This window comes from Nocardioides sp. YIM B13467 (genome assembly GCF_042788075.1).
In the GTDB taxonomy this organism is placed as follows: domain Bacteria; phylum Actinomycetota; class Actinomycetes; order Propionibacteriales; family Nocardioidaceae; genus Nocardioides.
Genome location: NZ_JBHZPJ010000046.1, coordinates 175,300 through 196,034, shown reverse-complemented (window position 1 = coordinate 196,034; position 20,735 = coordinate 175,300). Strand labels below are relative to the sequence as shown.

17 protein-coding genes, 1 tRNA gene and 1 pseudogene are annotated in these 20,735 nt (G+C 68.1%); 12 read left to right on the top strand and 7 right to left on the bottom strand.

Going from position 1 to position 20,735, the window contains the following annotated elements; genetic code table 11:
* The first annotated feature begins 100 nt into the window (after positions 1-100).
* Positions 101-1,936, top strand: a complete 1,836-nt coding sequence (locus ACFX43_RS08290) for a bifunctional metallophosphatase/5'-nucleotidase (RefSeq protein WP_378819315.1) — start codon at positions 101-103, stop codon at positions 1,934-1,936.
* A gap of 58 nt (positions 1,937-1,994) precedes the next feature.
* Here ACFX43_RS08290 and ACFX43_RS08285 read toward each other — a convergent pair whose 3' ends face one another.
* Positions 1,995-2,693: a TetR/AcrR family transcriptional regulator gene (locus tag ACFX43_RS08285; RefSeq protein ID WP_378819312.1), complete on the bottom strand. Its 699-nt coding sequence runs from the start codon at positions 2,691-2,693 to the stop codon at positions 1,995-1,997.
* A gap of 165 nt (positions 2,694-2,858) precedes the next feature.
* Between ACFX43_RS08285 and ACFX43_RS08280 the strand changes: the two genes are divergently transcribed.
* The 5 genes from ACFX43_RS08280 (at position 2,859) to ACFX43_RS08260 (ending at position 6,128) form a co-directional block, all read left to right on the top strand.
* Positions 2,859-3,734: a helix-turn-helix domain-containing protein gene (locus ACFX43_RS08280; protein WP_378819309.1), complete on the top strand. Its 876-nt coding sequence runs from the start codon at positions 2,859-2,861 to the stop codon at positions 3,732-3,734.
* Positions 3,735-3,765: 31 nt separating this feature from the next.
* A tRNA-Lys gene (locus ACFX43_RS08275) sits at positions 3,766-3,838 on the top strand.
* A gap of 196 nt (positions 3,839-4,034) precedes the next feature.
* On the top strand, positions 4,035-5,183 hold the full coding sequence (locus tag ACFX43_RS08270; RefSeq protein WP_378819307.1) for an MFS transporter: 1,149 nt from the start codon (positions 4,035-4,037) through the stop codon (positions 5,181-5,183).
* 350 nt (positions 5,184-5,533) lie between these two features.
* Positions 5,534-5,737, top strand: a complete 204-nt coding sequence (locus ACFX43_RS08265; protein WP_045548871.1) for a cold-shock protein — start codon at positions 5,534-5,536, stop codon at positions 5,735-5,737.
* 244 nt (positions 5,738-5,981) lie between these two features.
* A complete protein-coding gene (locus tag ACFX43_RS08260) occupies positions 5,982-6,128 on the top strand; it encodes a hypothetical protein (RefSeq protein WP_165111317.1) in 147 nt (48 codons plus the stop codon).
* 5 nt (positions 6,129-6,133) lie between these two features.
* On the opposite strand, the gene ACFX43_RS08255 is transcribed toward ACFX43_RS08260, so the two are convergent.
* A complete protein-coding gene (locus ACFX43_RS08255; RefSeq protein ID WP_378819303.1) occupies positions 6,134-7,267 on the bottom strand; it encodes a hypothetical protein in 1,134 nt (377 codons plus the stop codon).
* Positions 7,268-7,317: 50 nt separating this feature from the next.
* On the opposite strand from ACFX43_RS08255, the gene ACFX43_RS08250 reads away from it, so the two are divergent.
* From ACFX43_RS08250 to pstB, 5 genes are all read left to right on the top strand, one after another.
* A complete protein-coding gene (locus ACFX43_RS08250) occupies positions 7,318-8,184 on the top strand; it encodes an NUDIX domain-containing protein (RefSeq protein WP_378819300.1) in 867 nt (288 codons plus the stop codon).
* Between the two features lie 177 nt (positions 8,185-8,361).
* Entirely contained in the window at positions 8,362-9,459 is a 1,098-nt protein-coding gene (gene pstS / locus ACFX43_RS08245; protein ID WP_378819297.1) for a phosphate ABC transporter substrate-binding protein PstS, read from the top strand.
* A 100-nt stretch (positions 9,460-9,559) separates the two neighbouring features.
* On the top strand, positions 9,560-10,519 hold the full coding sequence (gene pstC / locus ACFX43_RS08240; RefSeq protein ID WP_378819294.1) for a phosphate ABC transporter permease subunit PstC: 960 nt from the start codon (positions 9,560-9,562) through the stop codon (positions 10,517-10,519).
* On the top strand, positions 10,516-11,589 hold the full coding sequence (gene pstA / locus ACFX43_RS08235) for a phosphate ABC transporter permease PstA (RefSeq protein ID WP_378819292.1): 1,074 nt from the start codon (positions 10,516-10,518) through the stop codon (positions 11,587-11,589). The genes pstC and pstA overlap by 4 nt, the downstream gene beginning before the upstream one ends.
* 9 nt (positions 11,590-11,598) lie before the next feature.
* On the top strand, positions 11,599-12,372 hold the full coding sequence (gene pstB, locus ACFX43_RS08230) for a phosphate ABC transporter ATP-binding protein PstB (RefSeq protein WP_141801331.1): 774 nt from the start codon (positions 11,599-11,601) through the stop codon (positions 12,370-12,372).
* 70 nt (positions 12,373-12,442) lie between these two features.
* Here pstB and ACFX43_RS08225 read toward each other — a convergent pair.
* The 3 genes and pseudogenes from ACFX43_RS08225 to ACFX43_RS08215 form a co-directional block, all read right to left on the bottom strand.
* A pseudogene (locus ACFX43_RS08225) lies at positions 12,443-13,444 on the bottom strand (anion permease).
* A gap of 4 nt (positions 13,445-13,448) precedes the next feature.
* Positions 13,449-14,066 carry a DUF47 family protein gene (locus tag ACFX43_RS08220; RefSeq protein ID WP_350842069.1) on the bottom strand — a complete coding sequence of 206 codons (618 nt, stop codon included), beginning with the start codon at positions 14,064-14,066 and terminating at the stop codon, positions 13,449-13,451.
* Between the two features lie 82 nt (positions 14,067-14,148).
* Positions 14,149-16,344, bottom strand: a complete 2,196-nt coding sequence (locus ACFX43_RS08215; RefSeq protein ID WP_378819288.1) for an RNA degradosome polyphosphate kinase — start codon at positions 16,342-16,344, stop codon at positions 14,149-14,151.
* Positions 16,345-16,466: 122 nt separating this feature from the next.
* Here ACFX43_RS08215 and ACFX43_RS08210 point away from each other — a divergent pair, with 122 nt between their 5' ends.
* Positions 16,467-17,513 carry an alpha/beta hydrolase gene (locus ACFX43_RS08210; protein ID WP_378819285.1) on the top strand — a complete coding sequence of 349 codons (1,047 nt, stop codon included), beginning with the start codon at positions 16,467-16,469 and terminating at the stop codon, positions 17,511-17,513.
* 88 nt (positions 17,514-17,601) lie between these two features.
* Here ACFX43_RS08210 and ACFX43_RS08205 read toward each other — a convergent pair whose 3' ends face one another.
* Positions 17,602-20,229, bottom strand: a complete 2,628-nt coding sequence (locus ACFX43_RS08205) for a hypothetical protein (RefSeq protein WP_378819282.1) — start codon at positions 20,227-20,229, stop codon at positions 17,602-17,604.
* A 102-nt stretch (positions 20,230-20,331) separates the two neighbouring features.
* Positions 20,332-20,691, bottom strand: a complete 360-nt coding sequence (locus ACFX43_RS08200; RefSeq protein ID WP_378819279.1) for a DsrE family protein — start codon at positions 20,689-20,691, stop codon at positions 20,332-20,334.
* Positions 20,692-20,735 lie beyond the last annotated feature (44 nt).

Sequence of the window (20,735 nt, the reverse complement as noted above, 5' to 3'; positions counted from 1 at the left end):
TTGATGACGATTCGGCGGCGGTAATCCTGTTACCTCTTCACAATCAGAACCCGAAGGGGCATTGTTCCCCTCGTTGATCACTCAGATGGGGAGCACAGCAATGCCTCGTTTCACCCGAACTCTTCGCCCCGCTGTGGCCGTTGCCGTCGTCGCCCTAGCGGCCGCCGCAGTTGCCACTCCGCTCGCGAACTCTGCCTCAGCCAAACCAGGGAAGAACCTGGTCGATGTCCAGCTGCTCTCGTTCAACGACTTCCACGGCAATCTCGAGGCGCCGTCGGGTTCGAGCGGGCGACTGGTCACCGGACACCACATCGACCCAGCCACCGGCAAGCCGGTCGATGACACCGTCAACGTGGGCGGCGTGGAATACCTCGCCTCCCACCTGGCCGAGGCGCGCAAGGGCCACGACCGTTCCCTGACCGTCGCCGCGGGTGACCTGATCGGCGCCTCGCCGCTGCTCTCGGCCGCCTTCCACGACGAGCCGTCCATCGAGGCGCTCAACAAGCTCGGCCTGGACGTGACCGCGGTCGGCAACCACGAGTTCGACGAGGGCTACAAGGAGCTGCAGCGCATCGCCGACGGCGGCTGCATCGACGACGGCGACGGCGAGGACAACCAGAACTCCTGCGCCGCCCACGAGTACGCGGGCGCCGACTTCGACATCCTCGCCTCCAACGTGATCGAGGACGCGAGCGGCAAGACGATCCTGCCGTCCTACGCGATCAAGGAGATCGACGGCGTCAAGATCGGCTTCATCGGCATGACCCTGGAGGGCACTCCCGACATCGTCACCGCCGAGGGGGTCAAGGGCCTCACCTTCAAGGACGAGGTCGAGACCGCCAACGCGCTCGTGCCCAAGCTGAAGAAGAAGGGCGTCAAGGCGATCGTCACTCTGATCCACGAGGGTGCCAACCTGCCGAGGGAGAAGTGGACCGACCCCGCCACCGGCACGGTCTACGACGTCAACGCCAGGTACGACTACACCTGCGAAGGCGGCGGCGAGCTCGTCGCCGGCTCGCCGATCGTGCCGATCGCCCAGAATCTCGACCCCGAGATCGACATGGTGGTCACCGGACACACCCACAACCCCTACGTCTGCGACGTACCGGACCCCGAGGGCAAGTCCCGCCTGATCACCTCGGCATCGTCCTTCGGCCGGCTCTACACCGAGACCAACTTGAAGTACAACCTCAAGTCGCGCGACATCGTCCGCTCGTCGGTCAAGGGCTCGAACCTTCTCGTCACCCGTGACGTGGCGAAGGCCCCCGAGCAGACCACGCTGATCAACACCTACAAGGAGCTGGTCACCCCGATCGCCTCCCGGGTGCTCGGTTCGATCTCCGGTGACGTCACCCGCACCACCAACGCCTCCGGCGAGAGCGCCCTCGGTGACCTCATCGCCGACGCCCAGCTCGCCGACCAGTCGACGGTCGTCAACGGGCAGACGCCGGTGATCGCGTTCATGAACCCGGGCGGCATCCGCGCCGACCTGACCGCGACCAACTCGCCCTACGGGGAGGCCGTCGGTGAGGTCACCTACGACGAGGCGTTCACGGTGCAGCCGTTCAACAACTACCTCGTCTCGCTGACCATGACCGGCCAGGACATCTACGACCTGCTCACCCAGCAGGTCACCGGAGCCAACGCCGCGTCCCACAAGATCCTGCAGGTCTCGGAGGGCTTCTCCTACCAGATCAGCCCCTCGGGTCCCGTCGACGGATCGGTCACGCTCAACGGCCAGCCGATCGACAAGGCCGCGTCCTACCGGGTCGTGACCAACAACTTCCTGCAGGGCGGCGGCGACGCCTTCGCGGCCTTCACCAAGGGCACCGACCCCTACTACGGCGGCCTCGACATCGACGCCTTCGCCAACTACCTGGAGGCCAACTCGCCCTACACCCCGGGCCCGCTCGACCGCATCACCGGGACCCACTGAACGAAGATTCGTTCGTACGCAGCGGGCCCGACCAGCTCAGAGCCGGTCGGGCCCGCTGTCATGTCGGCGCCTTCATCGACAGCCCGTCGACGAGGGTGGTCGCGGACGAGGCTGCCGGGGTGATGCGACTGTCGGGGATCCCGCACGCGCGCAGGCAGGTCGAGGCGATGACGGCGGCGGTCGCGTCGTCGATCGGCGCACCGCTGCCGCGGAGGGTGGTGGTGACCTCGACCAGATGCATGAGCATCTCCCCGAGGTGGCCCGGCTCGGCCGCTGTCGCGACGCCGCGCGTCGCGGCCCGGGTGGCGATCCGCCCGTAGGCATCGGCGAGCTCGGCGCGAATGCTGCGAAAGGCGTCGAACGCGTCGCTGCTGGTCACGTCGGGATGGGTGGCCAGCATGCCGATGTTGTCCGGCGCCTCGGCGAGCGTGTGGATGTCGACGAGGGCCAGCAGGTAGAGCGTGGCCTCGGGGCCCGCGGACGCGGTCAGCTGCTCGATCTGGTCGACCCGATCGACGGTGGGTCGGACGGATCGCTCCAGGAGCTCGGCGAGGATCTCGTCCTTGCCGGTGAAGTGGTAGTAGAGCGACGCCTGCCTGATCCCGACCTTGTCGGCGATCTCCCGTGTGGAGGTCGCCGCGAAGCCTTTGGTCACGAACAGCTGCGCCGCGGCGTGAAGCACCTGCTCGCGCGGTGGGGCTGCCGTGTTCGAGGGGACGAGGCGTGGTCGTCCGGGGTGGGTTCGTCGGATGCTCATCGAGGCCCTGCCTTCCTGTCGACGTCGACCCCGGATTCAGTAGAGCATAATATTTCGATCTTGCCAATCATGATGTGCATCTGGACGTATCGTATGCCCATCGGGCACGATGGTGGTTCGCCGAATCTGTCGAACCTGTCGAAGCTGTCGAAGGAGGCTGTCGCCGTGCCGCGCCCCAACCGTCGAGCCCGTGAAGCACTGACCGAGGCGCTCCGGGATGCCCGTCGCGCCGCCGGCCTGACCGGAGCCGGTCTGGCGGATGCCCTGGGCTCGGGCTGGTCCCAGCCAAAGGTGTCGAAGATCGAGTCCGGCCGGCAGTCGGTCTCCGAGGCCGAGGTCCGTGCCTGGGCGGCCGCGGTGGGTGCCGACCGGGAGATGCTGCTCGCGCTGCGCGCCCGCGCCGACCAGGAGCACGCCGCGTTCCGCGACGCTCATCCGAGCGGCGGCGGTGCGGAGCAGCATCAAGATGCGTACGCAGCGACCGAGGTGGCCACGAAGGTCCTGACCAGCTACCAGCCGCACAGTGTCCCCGAGCTGTTGCAGACCCCCGACTACGCGCGTGCCCTCTTGGCGCTGGCGGGTGGTTCGCATGACCGGGATGCCGTTGCCGGAGAGGTCTCCCACGTGATCGCGGCCAGGCTCCGTCGCTCGGCGATCCTCTACGAGCCCGGCCGGACGATCACCATCCTGGTCGGCGAGGCCGCCCTCCATCACCTGGTGGGCTCGCCCGACATCATGCGCGCCCAGATCGAGCACATCGCCAACCTGGCGACCACCACCCAGGCGACGATCGGGATCGTCCCCTTCGAGAGCTTCCCCCTTCTGGTCCAGCACGGCTGGGACCAGCGCGACCGGATCGTCACCCTCGAGACCAGCGCCGGCGACCTCGAGATCGCCGATCCGGTCGAGGTCGCCCGCTATGAGCGCTGGACGCAGCTCCTGCTCGAGCACGCGCTGACCGGCGAGGCGGCCGCCGAGCGATGCGCCCGGATCATCAGCGAGCGCGGAAAGTCGTCGGCGCGGCTGGGCGACCACGAATAGGACACGGCCGCTGCTCCGGTAGACTCCCGGCGGGCCGTTAGCTCAGTTGGTAGAGCAGTGGACTTTTAATCCATGGGTCGTCGGTTCGAGACCGACACGGCCTACCTGCAACCAGGCCCCAAGTCGCGCATGCGACTTGGGGCCTGGCTCCGCAATGGGCGCAGCAGTCGCCGGGGGACGGTGACGTCGCAATCCCGCCAGTAGCGCAGGTCGTGCTTCTCTACGGTCAGTCGGGTGCATACAGATTCCAGATCCCCGGCTCCTGCTTCCGCCTCACTACGTGGTCCTGCAGTCCTGTTCATGTCGGTTGCGGCCGCCCTCGGCACGTCGACGATCTACCCGATGCAGCCAGCGATCGCGGATGTGGCGGACTCGTTGGGCACGCAGATCGCTGCGGTCGGGATCGCGCTCGCGTTCGGACCGATCGGCTACATGATCGGACTTGCGCTGCTCGTGCCGCTGGTCGACCGCTTCGCCCCTGCGCGGGTTCTGGCCGCTCAGTTCGGGGTCCTTGCATGTGCGCTCGCTGCGAGTGCGGCGGTCCCCACCGCAATACTGCTCGGTCCGGTTGTCGGAGTGGTCGGGGCGTGCTCAGCGGTCGGGGCCGGTCTGAGCTCGGTCGCAAGCCGTTTGGCTCCTCGGCAGCGGCGGGCAACCGTCCTGGGGATCGTGACCGCCGGCATCTCGGCCGGCATCCTTGCCGGCCGGATCGTGGGCGGGTGGCTAGCAGACGAGATCGGCTGGCGCGGGATGCTGCTGGTGTTCGCTACGGCCTGCGGCCTCGTCGCGGTGTGCTGCCTGGTCGCGGTCCCGAAGTCACTCGGCACCACGCAGCGTGGCTACCTCGCCACGCTGCGCTCCCTGCCTGGCTTGTTCGCACTCCATTCGACCCTACGTCTTGCGGCCCTGTGTGGCTCACTGTGGTTCTTCGCGTTCTGTGTGATCTGGGCGGGGATGGCGGTGGCGCTCTCCGAGCCGCCGTTCTCGTACCCGGCCGAGCGTATCGGTCTGTACGCACTGGCCGGCCTTTCAGGCATCCTTGCCACCCAGGTCGCAGGGCGTGGCACGGACCGCTTCGGTGCTCGCCGGGTGATCGTTGTCGGCCTCGTACTGGCAGGAGTAGCTGCCGCTACGGTGGGCTTCAGCCTTGCGAACACGGTCGTGACGCTGATCTGCCTGGCCGTCTTCGATGCAGGGCTGTTCGCTGCGCAGGTGGCCAACCAGAGCGCAGTTCTGGCCATCGATCCAGCGGCACCGGCCCGCTTCAACAGCGCGTACATGCTGGTCTACTTCGTGGGTGGCAGCGTGGGAACCGCTTGCGGGGCCGCGACGGTGGAGCTGTTCGGCTGGCCGGCCGCCGCCATGATCGCGGCGTCAGCCATCGGGATCGCCGCAACGCTCACCCTGCTGATCCGCCCGCCGAGCCAGTCGGCCGCGCCCGCTCGATGAGGACAGTCTTCGAGTCACCGAAGGCGTTTCCTCCGTTTCGGAATCGGTGGACGTACGTCCCGCTGAGCGGTCGTTTCACGGCTCTGTTGCGCAACCTTCACCGCTTCGCGCGTAAAACGATCGGTCAAGGGGGGTTCGCACAGGCGCGTGAGTTGCTAGTGTCACTCCCGCAACAGGTGCAAGTTCCAGAAGGTCTGACGCCTGCGGAGTTTGTGATCCAACGGCGTTTCTGCTCTGTGCCCGCCCGGACCCCGGTCCGGGAACACAGGTCGGAGCGACGTGTCACCCGCCCCTGATGCGGGGCTACCGAACCTGGTGGCCTCTCGCCCCGACTAAGGAGTAACGAGCAGATGGCTCAGGGCACCGTTAAGTGGTTCAACGCCGAGAAGGGTTTCGGCTTCATTGCGCAGGAGGACGGCGGCGACGACGTCTTCGTTCACTACTCTGCGATCCAGACCAACGGCTACAAGTCGCTGGACGAGAACCAGAAGGTCGAGTTCGACGTCACCCAGGGTCCGAAGGGCCCGCAGGCGGAGAACGTTCGCCCTCTCTGAAACAAGGCTCTATGAGTAGCTAAGGCGATCTCGGGTTCGGCACCTGCCGACAATGATCATCTGCAACGAGGCCCCAGCCGTTCGGCTGGGGCCTCGTGGTCTGATTGGGGCCCTCTCAGGCTTCTGTGTCACGCTTGATGTGACAACTTTTGATGGTTCTTGGTGGATCAGCGCGCAGATCCACCAAGACTGGGCGATGATGTGAAGACGAGCTTTTTGAGCGTGACGTGAGGAGGCGGCGAGCGTGGCTGATCAGTTCGATGTGACACTGGAAGATCCCGAGCTGCTCCTCGAGGTCGAGCTCACGACCAATCTCATCGTCGCCGCCAGCGAGTCCGAGGATCACCTCTCCCAAGAGGAGATCGACCGCATCCTCGGGATCATCCCCTAAAGGCGTCAGCAGGTCGCGAAGAGCAGCGGCCCGTTCGCCAGGTCGGAGAGCACGGCCGCGCCGTCCTTCGGCCGTAGCTGCATGGTGACGACCTCGTCCTCGGCCGCCACCTTTCCGAGCTCGAACCGCTCGTCGAACGTGCCGCCCTGGCCGGGCGCCGGGCCGACGGCGAGCTTGGCCCGCGTGTCGGCGTTCGTACGCGCCTGGTCGTCGTTCTCGAACGACATCGCGACACGTACGTCGCCGTTCGACTCGGCTGCCATGGCGAAGCCCGCGATCGGGTTGATGTCTCCGGCGGCGTCGATGAGGCCGTCTGCCTGGTCCTGGTCGGCGGCCGAGGCACCGCCCAGCCCGATCTCGGTGCAGGTGAAGTCGCCGTCGTACACGAACGCGGAGAGAGGGTCGCCGAGCCGGTCGGCGGCGTCCGTCATCGGCTCGTGCAGGTCGCCGTCGCCGAGGCTCTCGATCTGGTCGCTCAGATAGCGCCTGCCGTCCGAGGCGAGGATGAGGTCATCCTCGGGCAGGAAGGCGATGTAGGTGAGCTGCGGGCTGATCGTCGAGTCGATGCCGGAGTCGGTGAAGCTGGAGAACGGGACCAGGGTGCCGTCCCAGACGCCGCCGTCCGCGGGATCGTCCTCGGGAGCGGTGAACCCCATCGAGGTGAGCTGCTCGACGAGATGGTCGGCGTCCATGTCCTCGAGGTGCCCGATCATGAGCGCTCCCTCGGTGGACTGGGTGTAGAGCTCCCAGTCGAGGGTCGCGGGTGACCAGCCGAAGTGCTGCTGCAGCAGACCGGAGGCGTCGGGGAGCACCGAGGTCGAGGTGAGGTCCTTCGTATAGGCCTCGTCGATCATCTCGTGGACCTCCTCCGGCGTGGAGTCGGCATCGAGATCGGCACCGACGCTCTCGCGGATTCCCGTCCAGTCGGTGAAGGAGACCCGGGTCGCCTCGGCGGGAGCCAGCCGCAGCGCCTCGTCGAGGTCGCCCCCGCGGGTCGCCCATGCTCGGGCGAGGAAGATGACGAGCGCAACGACGACGACGCCCACCGCGATGGTCAACAAGGGGTGGGCGCGTACGACTCGGGACGACCGGTCTGCCCACGTCCTGGGGCGGCCGAGAAGCTGGGGGGTGCGGAGCATTGCGAGGAACCTTAGACGAATCAGCCGCCTTCACGACATACCCTGTGCGCATGCCCGAGATCCCGGCCGCAGGCGTAGTGGTTTTTCGCGAGCACGACGACCTGCCGGAGGTGGCACTGGTCCACAGACCCAAGTACGACGACTGGTCCTTTCCCAAGGGAAAGGTCGACCCCGGCGAGACGGTGCCGGTGGCCGCGATCCGCGAGGTGCGCGAGGAGACCGGCCTGCGGGTCGCGCTCGGCCGCCCGCTCCAGCAGCAGCGCTATCCCGTCGAGGCGGGGCAGAAGGTGGTCCACTACTGGGTCGGCCGCACCGCTGTCGGCGCCGACGACGACGTCGAGGGCTACTTGATCAACGACGAGATCGATGACGTCGAGTGGCTGCCGGTGGACGAGGCGCGCCAGCGGCTCACCTACCCGCACGACCGGGCGACGCTCCAGCAGGCCGAGGACGTACGCGACCCCACCACGCCCCTCGTGGTACTCCGTCACGCCTCGTCCGTCGGCCGTTCGGCCTGGTCCCGTTCAGACCAGGAGCGGCCGCTCGACGACACCGGCCGGACCCAGGCGGTCGCTCTCGCAGGCATGCTGATGGCCTACGACATCCGCCGGGTGATCACCTCGCCGAGTGTTCGCTGCACGCAGTCCGTCGCGCCGTACGCCGGGCTCGCCGGCATTGCGTCCGAGCAGATGAGCCTGCTGAGCGAGGAGGGTGCGGAGGAAGGTAGCGTGTCGGCCCTGGCTGCGGACACCCTGCGTGACCTGGCCGTTCCGACGGTGATCTGCACGCACCGACCGGTGCTGCCGTGGGTCTTCGAGGGGCTGGGGATGCGTGACCCGAAGCTGGCGAAGGGCGAGCTGATGGTGCTGCACGTGCGCGCAGGTGAAGTGCGTGCTGTTGAGGCATTTCAGGTCTAACAGAGGCTTGAGGCCTGCCTGTTCATCTCCTGTGCCCGGAACTGACACTGATTTGCCACCGACTTTGAATTCCTCGTTCAGCCTGTGTTCACCTTCGCCGAGTTTCCCGTCCACCTCGGCTCCTTACGGTCATCGCGACAACTCCGAATCGACTGCATCATCAATCAGGAGACTTGCGTGAACACCACCTCGCTGCGCCGGGCACTCGTCCCGGGCATCACGGCTGCGGCCCTTGCTCTTGCGATCAGCGCCTGCGGCGCTGCCAACGAGCAGAACAGCGGCAGCGACGGGGAAGGCACCCTCTCGGGCACCCTCAAGGGTGGCGGAGCCTCCTCGCAGGAAAAGGGCCAGGCGGCATGGGTCGCCGGCATCCAGGACGCCAACCCCGACCTCAGCGTCGTCTACGAGCCCGTGGGCTCCGGCTCGGGTCGTGAGGGTTTCATCACCGGCGGCTACCTCTTCGCCGGCACCGACTCCGCTCTCAACGACGACGAGGGCGAGCTGAGCAAGGCCAAGGAGCAGTGCGGCGCCGACCCGATCCAGGTTCCCGGCTACGTCTCGCCGATCGCCGTCGTCTTCAACGTCGAGGGTGTCGACGAGCTCAACCTCGACCCCAAGACGATCGCCGACATCTTCGCGGGCAAGATCACCAAGTGGAACGACCCGGCGATCGCCGCCACGAACCCGGACGCGAAGCTTCCGGACACCGCGATCACCCCGGTCCACCGCTCCGACGACTCCGGCACCCAGGAGAACTTCACCGAGTACCTCGCGGCCGCCGGTGGCTGGGCCGAGGAGCCCTCCGGTGAGTGGCCCGCCTCCATCAAGGGTGGCGAGGGCGGCGACGGCACCTCCGGTGTCGTGACCGCCATGCAGGGTGCCGGCTACATCGGCTTCATGGACGAGTCGGCGGCGCGCGAGAACGACCTCGCCACCGCCAAGGTCAAGGTCGGCGAGGACTTCGTCGAGCCGACCGCCGAGGCCGCCGCGAAGATCCTGGCCGCCTCGAAGTCGGTCGGCACCAGCGACAGCGACATGGCCGTCGAGGTCGCCCGCACCACCACCGAGGCCGGCGTCTACCCGGTCGTGCTGGTCTCCTACCTGCTGGCCTGCCCGACCTACGAGAACGCCGAGGACGCGGCCAACGTGAAGGGCTACCTGGAGTACATCCTCTCCGAGGAGGGCCAGGAGGTCGCCGCCGAGGAGGCCGGCTCCGCGCCGCTCGACCGTGAGATCGCCGACAAGGCTCTCGACCTGGTCGGCGGCATCAAGTAAGTGCCGGTACGTCTGACCTGATCGCCGTTCGGGCGGTGGCTGCGGCCGCCGCCCGTACGGCTGTCTTAAGAACCCAAACAAGAAAGTCGAGGAATGCCTTGTGACTGTCGCCGCTGACCCCGGCGCCGACCCTGGCGTTGACCCGAAGTCGGAGCTTTCCTCCGGCCGTGGCTCGGTGGGTGATGTCGTCTTCCGAGGCCTCGCCGTCATCGCCGCCACTCTGATTCTGGTGGCGCTGGCAGCCGTCTTCATCTTCCTGGGCATCGAGGGCATCCCGGGCTTCAACGTGGACGAGCAGCACTACGCCGGCCAGGGCTCGTTCCTGGGCCTGGTCGTGCCCCTGCTGTACGCCACCATGTACGCCGCCGTACTGGCACTGATCGTCGCGGTCCCCTTCAGCGTGGCGATCGCGCTCTTCATCAGCCACTACGCCCCGCGCCGGATCGCCACCCCGGTGGCGTACGTCATCGACCTGCTCGCCGCGGTCCCGTCGGTCGTCTTCGGCCTGTGGGGTGCGGTGGCGCTCGGCCCCTACCTGGTGCCGGCCCACGCCTGGCTCTCCGAGAACCTCGCCTGGCTGCCGTTCTTCGACGGCCAGCCCTCCGGCAACGGTCGTACGCTGTTCACCGCCTCGATCGTGCTGGCCGTGATGATCCTGCCGATCATCACCTCGATCTGCCGCGAGGTCTTCGCGCAGACGCCGCGACTGCACGAGGAGGCGGCTCTCGCGCTCGGTGCGACCCGCTGGGAGATGATCCGCTACGCGGTCTTCCCCTACGCCCGCTCCGGCATGGTCTCCGCGGTCATGCTCGGCCTCGGCCGGGCCCTCGGTGAGACCATGGCGATCGCGATGATCGCCTCGCCGAAGGTCTTGATCTCGCTGTTCATCATTGGCACCAACAACCCGCAGACGATCGCGGCTCACATCGCTCAGGGCTACAAGGAGAGCACGCCCGACCGACTCTCCGTGCTGATCGCGACCGGCCTCGTGCTGTTCGCCTTCACCTTCCTGATCAACGCACTCGCCCGCTGGATCGTCGCCCGAGGGAGGGCCAAGTGAGCAGCAACATCGACCCCTCTGTGAACGACGCGGCTCAGCAGGAGACCCAGCTGTCCCACGCCACCCTCCCGCGAGGAGCCCAGTGGCTGGTCGGCGTCGCCGCGGTCGCCCTCGGCGGCCTGGCCCTGGTGCTCGGTGTGAGCATCGTCGGGGCCGCCGTCATCGGCCTGCTCGGGTTCCTGATCGGCTACCCACTGTGGGCGCTGCTCGTGGAGAACCGTCGCTCGGCGACCGACAAGTTCGTCACCGGGCTGGTGTGGACGGCCTTCGGGGTCGCGGTCATCCCGCTGATCTGGCTGGTCTACATGGTCGTCGCCCGCGGTGCCGCGACCATCAGCCCGGAGTTCCTCACCTTCTCGATGCGCTCGGTCACCGGCGATGAGCAGGGCGGCCTCTACCACGCTCTGATGGGCACCCTGATCGTCACCGGCATCGCCGCGCTGATCTCGATCCCGATCGGCATCATGACCGCGATCTACCTGATCGAGTACGGCAAGGGCAACCGCCTCGCCAAGGCGATCACCTTCCTGGTCGACGTCATGACCGGCATCCCGTCGATCGTCGCGGGTCTGTTCGCGTTCGCGCTCTTCACCCTGATCGTCGGGCCGGGCACGCGCTTCGGCTTCGGTGGCGGTATCGCGCTCTCGCTGCTGATGATCCCGACCGTCGTCCGCTCGACCGAGGAGATGCTCAAGCTGGTCCCGGACGACCTGCGGGAGGCGGCGTACGCGCTCGGGGTGCCGAAGTGGCGCACCATCACCCGGATGGTGCTCCCGACCGCCATCGGCGGCATCATCACCGGCGTCGTGCTCGCGATCTCGCGAGTGATCGGCGAGACCGCGCCGCTGCTGGTCGCCTCCGGGTTCAACCCGAACCTGAACACCAACGCCTTCGATGACAGCCCGATGATGACCGTGCCGGTCTTCATCTACACCCAGCTGTCCGAGGCCACGGCGAAGGGCGTCGAGTACGCCTGGGGTGGAGCACTGGTGCTCTTCATCCTCGTCATGGTCCTCAACCTCATCGCCCGTATCGTCGGCACGATCTTCGCCCCCAAGACCGGGCGCTAGGAGAAACACATGTCCATTCAAGTCAAGGACGCCAGCATCTTCTACGGCGACTTCAAGGCCGTCGAGGACGTCTCCATGTCCATCAAGCCGAAGTCGGTGACCGCCTTCATCGGGCCCTCCGGCTGCGGCAAGTCGACCTTCCTGCGCACCCTCAACCGGATGCACGAGGTCATCCCCGGCGCGTACGTCGAGGGGAAGATCCAGATCGCCGGTCAGGACATCTACGGGCCGAACGTCGACCCGGTGGCCGTACGCCGCAAGGTCGGTATGGTCTTCCAGCGGCCCAACCCGTTCCCGACGATGTCGATCTACGACAACGTGCTCGCCGGCAACAAGCTCAACTCCAAGCGGATCAAGAAGTCCGAGGCGGACTCGATCGTGGAGAGCGCGCTGCGCGGCGCCAACCTGTGGAACGAGGTCAAGGACCGTCTCGGCAAGCCCGGCATGGGCCTGTCCGGTGGTCAGCAGCAGCGGCTCTGCATCGCCCGTGCGATCGCGGTCCAGCCGGAGGTGCTGCTCATGGACGAGCCGTGCTCGGCTCTCGACCCGATCTCGACCGCCGCGATCGAGGACCTCATCCACGAGCTGAAGTCCGACTACACGATCGTGATCGTCACCCACAACATGCAGCAGGCCGCCCGTGTCTCCGACGACACCGGCTTCTTCAACCTGAAGGCCGCCGGCCAGCCGGGCCACCTGGTGGAGTTCAACCCCACCAAGCAGATGTTCACCAAGCCGGACAACCCGGACACCGAGGCGTACATCTCCGGTCGCTTCGGCTGAGCCGGCGCACGCGCCACATGCGAAACCGCCCTGCACCGACACGGTGCAGGGCGGTTCTCGTCGGCCAGGATCAGGGCAGCTGGAAGACGAAGTGGCAGAGCAGGTAGACCAGGGCTGCGGCGGTGCCGGCTGCCGGGAAGGTGAATACCCACGCGGCGACGATGGACTTCGCGATACCCTAGCGGACCGCGGAGAACCGCTTGGTTGCGCCGACACCCATGATCGCCGAGGTGATCGTGTGGGTGGTCGAGATCGGGGCCTCCCAGATGTACGCCGTGGAGTAGAGCACCGAGGCGGCGACCGACTCGGCGGCGAAGCCGCGGGACGGGTCCAGGTGGATGATGCGACGGCCGAGGGTGCGCATGATGCGCCAGCCGCCGGACATGGTGCCGAGGGAGATGGCGGTCGCGGCTGCGGCGATCACCCAGAACGGGAGGTCGTCGTCGGCCGTGAGGAAGCCACCGGTGACCAGGGCGAGGAAGATGACGCCCATCGTCTTCTGGGCGTCCTGGAGGCCGTGACCGAGAGCCATCGCGGCGGCCGAGATCGTCTGGGCGATCCGGAAGCCCTTCTGAGCCTTGTGCTGGTTGGCGCGGCGGAAGATCCACATGATCGCGAGCATCACGCCGAACCCGAGGCCGAAGGCGACCACTGGCGAGATGAACATCGGGATGACGACCTTCTCCAGCACCGTCATCCAGTTGACGAACGCGCCGGCGGCGATCGCCGAACCGGCCAGACCACCGATGAGCGCGTGCGACGAGGACGAGGGAAGACCGAAGTACCAGGTGATCATGTTCCAGGCGATCGCGCCGAGCAGGCCGGCCATCACCACGGTCAGACCATGTGCCCCTGATGGTGGCGTGATCGTGTCGGAGACGGTGTGGGCGACCTTCTGGCCCAGGAACGCACCGACGAAGTTCATCACCGCCGCGAGCAGGAGGGCGATGCGCGGCGTGAGCGCGCGCGTGGAGACGGAGGTTGCGATGGCGTTGGCGGCGTCGTGGAAGCCGTTGGTGTAGTCGAAGACCAGGGCGACGACGACCACCGCGATGACGATGGCAAGTTCCACGGTGTCAGGATTCCTTGACGGCGATCTGCTCGACGGTGTTCGCGACCTTCTCGAAGCCGTCGATCGCGTCCTCGAGGGACTCGACGATGTCCTTCAGCTTGAGGACCTCCATCGCGTCGTACTCACCGGAAAATAGCTTGGCGAGGATGCGACGGTGGTTCTTGTCGCCCTGGTTCTCGAGACGGTTGATCTCGATCCAGTACTCGGAGAGCTCCTTCATCGAGCGCAGCTTGGGCATCGCCGCCGCGGTCAGCTCGGCGCACCGCTGGAGCACGGTGACCTGGTCGGAGAGCTCCGGGGGCAGGATGTTGACGCCGTAGACGAAGATCTGGTCGACGACCTCGTCCATCGAGTCCATCACGTCGTCGAGACCGGAGCCGAGGGCGTAGATGTCCTCGCGGTCGAACGGCGTGACGAAGGTCGAGTTGACCTTCTTGACGATCTCGTGGGTGGTCTCGTCGGCGGCGTGCTCCGCGTCGCGCATCCGTCGCGCGACGTCCTCGCGATCGGCTGTGTCGCTGAGCATCTCGGCGAGCAGCGAGACACCACCGACGAGGTGGTTGGCGGACTCGGTGAACAGGTCGTAGAACGACGTGTCGACCGGGCGGATTCGGAAACGCACGGGGGGCTCCTGGCTGGATGAGGCAGACCTGCGGGCTCATGTTAGGCGAGTCCGCTTGACACGACGAAAGCCAGGGGCGTGTTCAGCCCGCCGCGGCGCGCCTGCGCTGGCGCTGTCGTGTGATCAACATCGCCTGGAGATGGTTGGGAGCGTGGTTTCGGGTCCAGGTCCCGTCGGGCCCGAGGAGCCAGGCATCCGTGGTCGGTTCGAATGCAAGATCGAACAGTGCGCCGACCTCGGCCACGAGCTCGGGGGTGGGGAGACGTACGAGGGCCTCCACCCGTCGGTCGAGGTTGCGGTGCATCATGTCGGCCGAGCCGATCCAGGCGCTCGGGCCGTCCCCGTCGTCGGCGGTGCCGTTCTCGAACCAGAAGATCCGCGAATGCTCCAGGAACCGGCCCAGGATCGAGCGCACCTCGATGGTCTCGCTCAGTCCCTCCACGCCCGGACGGAGCGCGCAGATGCCACGCACCAGCAGCTGCACGGGCACGCCTGCCTGGGAGGCCAGGTAGAGCGCGTCGATGATGGCCTCGTCCACCACCGAGTTGGCCTTGAGCCGGATCCTCGCCGGCCGCCCCGCCAGATGGTGGGCGACCTCGGCGTGGATCTGCTCGATCAGGCCGTTGCGCACGTTGCCGGGGGCCACCAGAAGCTGCTCGTACGTCGCCTCCCGGCTCCACCCGGACAGGTTGTTGAACAGGTGGGCGACGTCCTCGCCGATGCCCTCGTTGGTGGTGATCAGCCCCATGTCCTCGTAGAGCCTGGAGGTCTTCGGGTTGTAGTTGCCGGTGCCGATGTGGGTGTAGCGACGGATCGTGCCGTCGGGCTCCTCGCGGACCACCATCGCCAGCTTGCAGTGGGTCTTCAGGCCGACCAGCCCGTAGACCACGTGGCAGCCGGCCTGCTCGAGCTTGCGCGCCCAGCGGATGTTGGCCACCTCGTCGAAGCGGGCCTTGATCTCGACCAGCACCAGCACCTGCTTGCCCGCCTCGGCGGCGTCGATCAGGGCGTCGATGATGGGGGAGTCGCCGGAGGTGCGGTAGAGGGTCTGCTTGATCGCCAGCACCCGCGGGTCGGCCGCGGCCTGCTCGATGAAGCGCTGCACGCTGGTCGCGAACGAGTCGTAGGGATGCTGCAGGAGTACGTCACCACGGCGGGCCGCCTTGAAGACGTCGACCGGCGCGGCGCTCTCGACCGGCGCTAGCGCCGGGTGGGTGCTCGGCACGAAGGCCGGATACTTCAGCTGCTCGCGGTCGATGTCGGCGATGCCGTGCAGCCCGCGCAGGTCGAGCGGACCGGGCAGCCGGAAGACCTCCTTGTCGGAGATGCCGAGCTCGGAGACCAGCAGGTCGAGCGTCGAGTCGGTCATCGACTCCTGCACCTCGAGGCGTACGGGAGGGCCGAAACGCCGCCTGAGCAGCTCCTTCTCCAGCGCGGTGAGGAGGTTCTCGGTGTCGTCCTCCTCGACCTCGAGATCCTCGTTGCGAGTGACCCGGAAGGTGTGCACCTCGAGGATCTCCATGCCCGGGAACAGCTTGGACAGACGCTCACTCATGACCTCCTCGAGCGGTACGAAGCGGTCGTTGCCCAGCGGCACGAAGCGGCTGAAGATCGGCGGGACCTTCACCCGGGCGAAGTGCTTCTTCTTGGTCTTCGGGTCCCTCAGCCGGACGGCGAGGTTGAGCGAGAGGCCGGAGATGTAGGGGAACGGGTGGGCCGGATCCACCGCGAGCGGCGTCAGCACCGGGTAGACCCGCTCCTTGAACAGCTTCTTGCAGGCCTTGACCTCCTCGGGGGTGAGGTCCTCCCAGTGCAGCAGCTGGATGCCCTCCTCGAGCAGCGCCGGCTTGATCTTGCCGCGGAACACCTCGGCATGCCGCTCGGAGAGCTCCCGGGTCGTACGCCAGATCACCTCGAGGACCTCACGCGGCATCAGGCCGGAAGCGGCCTTGACCGCCACCCCCGCCGCGATCCGCCGCTTCAGGCCAGCCACCCGGACCATGAAGAACTCGTCCAGGTTGGAGGTGAAGATCGCTAGGAAACGTACGCGCTCCAGCAGCGGCAGCGTCTCGTCCTCCGCCAGCTCCAGCACCCGCTCGTTGAACCGCAGCCAGGACAGCTCCCGGTCGAGGAATCTGTCCTCGTACTTCTCGACCTCGGCCAGCGCCTCGTGGTCCGGGATGTATTCGGGCTCGACGTCGAACGGCTGGTCAGGAACCGCGGTGAGGCTCACGGTGTCCTCGGCCGAGCGGGTGGGGGCCTGCGGGTCGAGACTCATGAGGCCAGTGTGACTCACCTGCGTGTCTTTGGGGGAGACGTGATCCGAACTCTGACCTTTGGCCCGGTCGCCAGGTGAACTACCTGTTACACGATGTCCCTGATAACCGGTACTTTGGGCACATGTCGATTCTTGCTCGCGTCTCGTCCCTGATCGATCCGTTGCTGGTGCCGGTGAAGCGACCCGCGTTCACGGCGGCGCTGAACCTCCCGGCGCCGCTGCAGCGGCGGCTCGTCGGCAAGCCGGTGACGTACGACGGGCAGGCGCTCGCGGTGGACACGCAGATCATGCTCGCGCTGATGAAGGTGTCGGGGGAGCCGGACCCGTCGACACTGCCGATCCCGAAGGGGCGGGTGGCGCTGCTGCGGCAGTCGCAGCTCGGAGGCGGTCGTCAGGAGATCGGGTCGGTGCGCGAGCTCTGGGCCGCGGGGCTCAAGGCGCGGCTCTACGTCCCGGAGGGCGCCTCGGGCAATGCGCCGCTGCTGGTCTTCCTGCACGGCGGCGGCTTCATCTTCGGTGACCTCGACAGCCACGACGCTCCCTGCCGGCTGCTGGCCAGCGAGTCGGGCGTCAAGGTGCTCTCGATGGACTACCGCCTTGCGCCGGAGTCACCGTTCCCGGCGGCGTACGACGACTCGGTGGCGGCGTTCCGGTGGGCGGTCGAGCATGCGGCCGAGCTCGGTGCGGACCCGGCTCGGATCGGTGTCGGCGGTGACTCGGCTGGCGGCAACCTGGCCGCCGGGGTCGCGCTCGCCGTCGGTGAGGACTGCGCGTTCCAGCTGCTCATCTACCCGGTGACCCAGTCGGAGGCGAACACCCGTAGCCGCGAGGACCTCAGCGAGGGCTTCTACCTGACCGCCGACTTCATCGCCGCCGCCACCGACAACTACCTGCCCGAGGGCATCGACCGCCGCGACCCGCGCCACGCCCCGCTGTACGCGGAGATCCCGGCTACCGGGATCGCCCCGGCGTACGTCGCGACTGCGGGCTTCGACCCGCTGCGTGATGAGGGCGAGGCGTACGCCGCCAAGCTCGACGAGGCCGGGGTGAAGGTTGTGCACCGGCGCTTCGCCGACCAGATCCACGGGTTCCTGAACGTGGTCGGCGCCGGGCGTACCTCACGCGCCGCTGTGCTCGAGATCGCGCAGGTCCTGCGCGACAACCTCTGACTTCTCAGGTGTTTCCTGCACTTCTCAGGCGTTGCAACGCCTGAGAAGTGCAGGGATACCCGGTTAACCGGGTATCCCAGCAAGCCGCTCAGCCAGCCATGTCGGGGCGCCAGCGGAGAACCTCCCGCTGGAACGCTTCGGGGTCGACCATCGACTTGTCGACCTGGACCGCACCCGCCTCGTCGGTGTTGAACTCGACGACCCACTCGTCGGCGGCCGGCTCACCCTTGATGGTGATGTCGGTGTGGGTGTCGTAGAGGTCGTAGGTGTGGGTCTGCTCGTCCTTGCGTACGTCGAGCACACCCTCCTCGGTGACCGTGACGGTGCTCTCGGTCATGAGCGAGCCGTCCTCGGGCCTGAAGGTGCGGACGGTGAGCCTCTTGGTGCCGACCGGCTCGCCCTCCGACTCGTCGGCAGGCGCGTCGTCGGCAGCCGCGGCGGCCTCGGGCACGGAGCTGCCAGCGCCGGGGATCTTGGCTCCGGGGAACTTGCCGGACTCGGCGAGCTTGACCGCCGCCAGCCAGCCGCTCGAGCGCTGGGGGAGGGAGTCGCTCGGGGTGTCGGGCAGGTCCGCCGGCTGCGCGGGCGAGCCCTCGGACTGCGACTTGTTGGCCTCCTTCTTGCCGGTCTGCCGCTCGGGCAGCGTCACGGGCGCGGTCGGAGGACCGGCCGGCGGCGCTGCCGGTGAGTCGACCGGCGCGGGAGCGGTGGCCTTCACGGGCTCGACCGGCTCGAGGGGCTCGACCACGAGCGGCTCGTCAGGAGCGTCCGGGATCGGGAACTGCGCCTCGGGCGGCGACGGGGTCGCGGCGAGGGTGAGCTCGAGGGCCTGCATCGCACGCTTGTTGGTGCTGCCACCCTTGACCGCGAGCATGACGGCCTCGCGCAGGTCGGCGAGCTGCTTGGCGAGCTGGGCGCTGCGGCGCTCGGCGATCTGCCGGTCCACGATGGCCTGCTCGACCAGCTGGGTGTTGTGCAGGATCGAGGCCTCGACGGCCTGACGGTCGATCGCCTTCTGGCCGGCGACCTCCTCGGCCTCGGCCCGAAGGCGTACGGCGTCGGCGGCCTGCTGCTGGACGTCGGCGAGACGGTTCATCATCTCCGTCATCCGGCGCTCGGCCTCTTCACGCTCGCGAGCCTGTCCGGTGATGAGCTCGGTCATCGACTCGTGGGCGGTGCGCAGCGCGGACTCCGCAGCGCGACGACCCTCGTTGGCCTCGGTCGCGGCGCGCTCGGCGGCGCGCCGGCCCTCCAGGGCCTGCACCGCGAGATCGGCATGCTCGGAGGCGCGCTGGTCGGCCGCCATCCGGGCGAGGTTGGCGGACTCGGCCGCCTGCTCGGCCTGGGAGGCGAGCTCGGTGAGCTGCCGGTAGCGCTCCTCGTTCTCGTTGGCCTCGTGCGCGGCGGCAGCGGCGAACTCGGCGTACTGCTTCGCGCTCTTCTCGGCCTCGAGACGGGCGTCGTTGGCGGCATCGGCGGCCTTGAAGGCGCGCAGCGCGGCCTCCTCCGCCTCGGTGCGCGCGGCAAGCGCCTCAGCTGCCACGGCGTACTGGTCGGCCGCGGTGGCCTCGGCCGCGGCCCGGGTCATCGCGTGGTCCTCGGCATTGGCGTCGGCGGCCTTGCGCTCCTCGAAGGCCTCCTTCGCCGCTTCCTCGGCCTCGGCGCGGGCGGTCGCGGCCGCCTCAGCGGCGGCATAGGCGGCCTCGGCCGCAGCCTCGGCCTCCTTGCGGGCCTGCTCGGCAAGCTCGGCCTGGGTCGCCATCGCGACCGCGGACTCCTCGGCCGTGATGCGCGCAGCGGCTGCCTTCTCGGCCTCGGTCGCCCGGTCGTTGGCGGCCTGCTCGGCGGCCTGGCGCGCGGTGAACGCGGCCAGCGCCTCGTCGGCCCGGCCGGCTGCGGCCGCGTCGGCCTCCTCGCGCATCCGCGCGAGCTCCTCGGATCGGGTGTCGGCCGCGGCGCGGGCGGTGTAAGCGGCCTCGGCGGCGGCCTCGGCCTCGCTGCGTGCCTCATAGGCGGCGCGGGCCTCGTCCGCGGCCTTGCGGGCGGCCTTCTCGGCTGCCGCCAGCGCGTCGCGAAGCTCGTCCATCTCCTCGAGGCGATCCTCGGCGGCTGCCTCCGCGACGCTGCGCGCGGCGTAGGCGGCCTGGGCCAGCTCGGCGTGCTCGGCCGCCTTGGTGTGAGCCTCAGCGGCGGAAGTGGCCGCGGCGGCGGCCTCCTCGGCTCTGGCGCGGGCGGACTCCTCGGCCTCGGTGCGTGCGCTGGCCTGCTCCTCGGCGACACGGGCCGCCTCGAGCAGGCGGCGCTCGGCCGCCTCCAGCTCCTTGCCCCTCGCGACCGCGGCCTCCTCGGCCTCGGCGCGCTCCTTGGCCCGGGTGTCGGCGAGCTTCTCGGCCTCGACCCTGGCGAGGGCATACTTCTCGGCTGCCTTCTCCGCGACCTCACGCGCCTGGTGGGCGTCGGCGGCCAGCTGGGCGTGGAGCTTGGCGGTCTCGTCGGCCTTCCCACGGGCGGTGGCGTGTTCGGCGGCAGCCTCCTCGGCAACCAGCCGCTCGGCCGCCTGCTCGGCTGCCGCCTGCTCGGCTGCGATGCGAAGTGACTCGGCTGCGGCAGCGGCGCGGGCCAACTCCGCAGCACGCGCCGTCAGGTCCTCGTCGTCACCCGGCTGGGCGGCCGAATCACGGCTCCACCACTTGCCACTGGGGGTCTGCGTGCTCACGAGGGTGAATGCTAACGGCGAAGTAGGCGGTGTGTGGAGTCTCCGAGAGGATTAACACGCCTGCTACCTGGAACTACATTGCTGTAGTTCTGGTAAGGAGTCTCAGTAGACGAGTGCCTGAACGCCGTCGCGCAGGATCTCCTCGGCGAACACGACCGCGCCCTTGATGGAGACGCCGTCGATGAGGTCGTCCTCGGACAGGTCGCGGCGCGAGGCGCACTGGCTGCAAACGGTCACCTGGCCGGACTCGATGACCAGCCCGATCAGCTCCTGCAGCGGCGCCGCGTTCTCCAGCGTGAACTCCTCCGCTTTCCCGGGCACCGCGAACCAGGTCGCCTCACCGGTGAGCCAGAGGGACACCTTCGCGCCGGCGGTCGCGGCCGCGGAGGCGACCGTGAAGGCCTGGTTCGTACGCTCGGGCGCCTCGGCACCCACGGTCACCTTCACCACGAGTTCTTGCATGCCGAGCACACTAGCGCTTGCGTTTCGGGTCGAAGCCGACGTAC

Coding starts and splice junctions, on each gene's coding strand:
- ACFX43_RS08285 (WP_378819312.1), bottom strand. CDS start 2,693: ATGAGCATCCGACGAACCCACCCCGGACGACCACGCCTCGTCCCCTCG.
- ACFX43_RS08200 (WP_378819279.1), bottom strand. CDS start 20,691: ATGCAAGAACTCGTGGTGAAGGTGACCGTGGGTGCCGAGGCGCCCGAG.
- ACFX43_RS08215 (WP_378819288.1), bottom strand. CDS start 16,344: ATGAGTCTCGACCCGCAGGCCCCCACCCGCTCGGCCGAGGACACCGTG.
- ACFX43_RS08210 (WP_378819285.1), top strand. CDS start 16,467: ATGTCGATTCTTGCTCGCGTCTCGTCCCTGATCGATCCGTTGCTGGTG.
- ACFX43_RS08265 (WP_045548871.1), top strand. CDS start 5,534: ATGGCTCAGGGCACCGTTAAGTGGTTCAACGCCGAGAAGGGTTTCGGC.
- ACFX43_RS08255 (WP_378819303.1), bottom strand. CDS start 7,267: ATGCTCCGCACCCCCCAGCTTCTCGGCCGCCCCAGGACGTGGGCAGAC.
- ACFX43_RS08290 (WP_378819315.1), top strand. CDS start 101: ATGCCTCGTTTCACCCGAACTCTTCGCCCCGCTGTGGCCGTTGCCGTC.
- pstB (WP_141801331.1), top strand. CDS start 11,599: ATGTCCATTCAAGTCAAGGACGCCAGCATCTTCTACGGCGACTTCAAG.
- ACFX43_RS08250 (WP_378819300.1), top strand. CDS start 7,318: ATGCCCGAGATCCCGGCCGCAGGCGTAGTGGTTTTTCGCGAGCACGAC.
- ACFX43_RS08270 (WP_378819307.1), top strand. CDS start 4,035: ATGTCGGTTGCGGCCGCCCTCGGCACGTCGACGATCTACCCGATGCAG.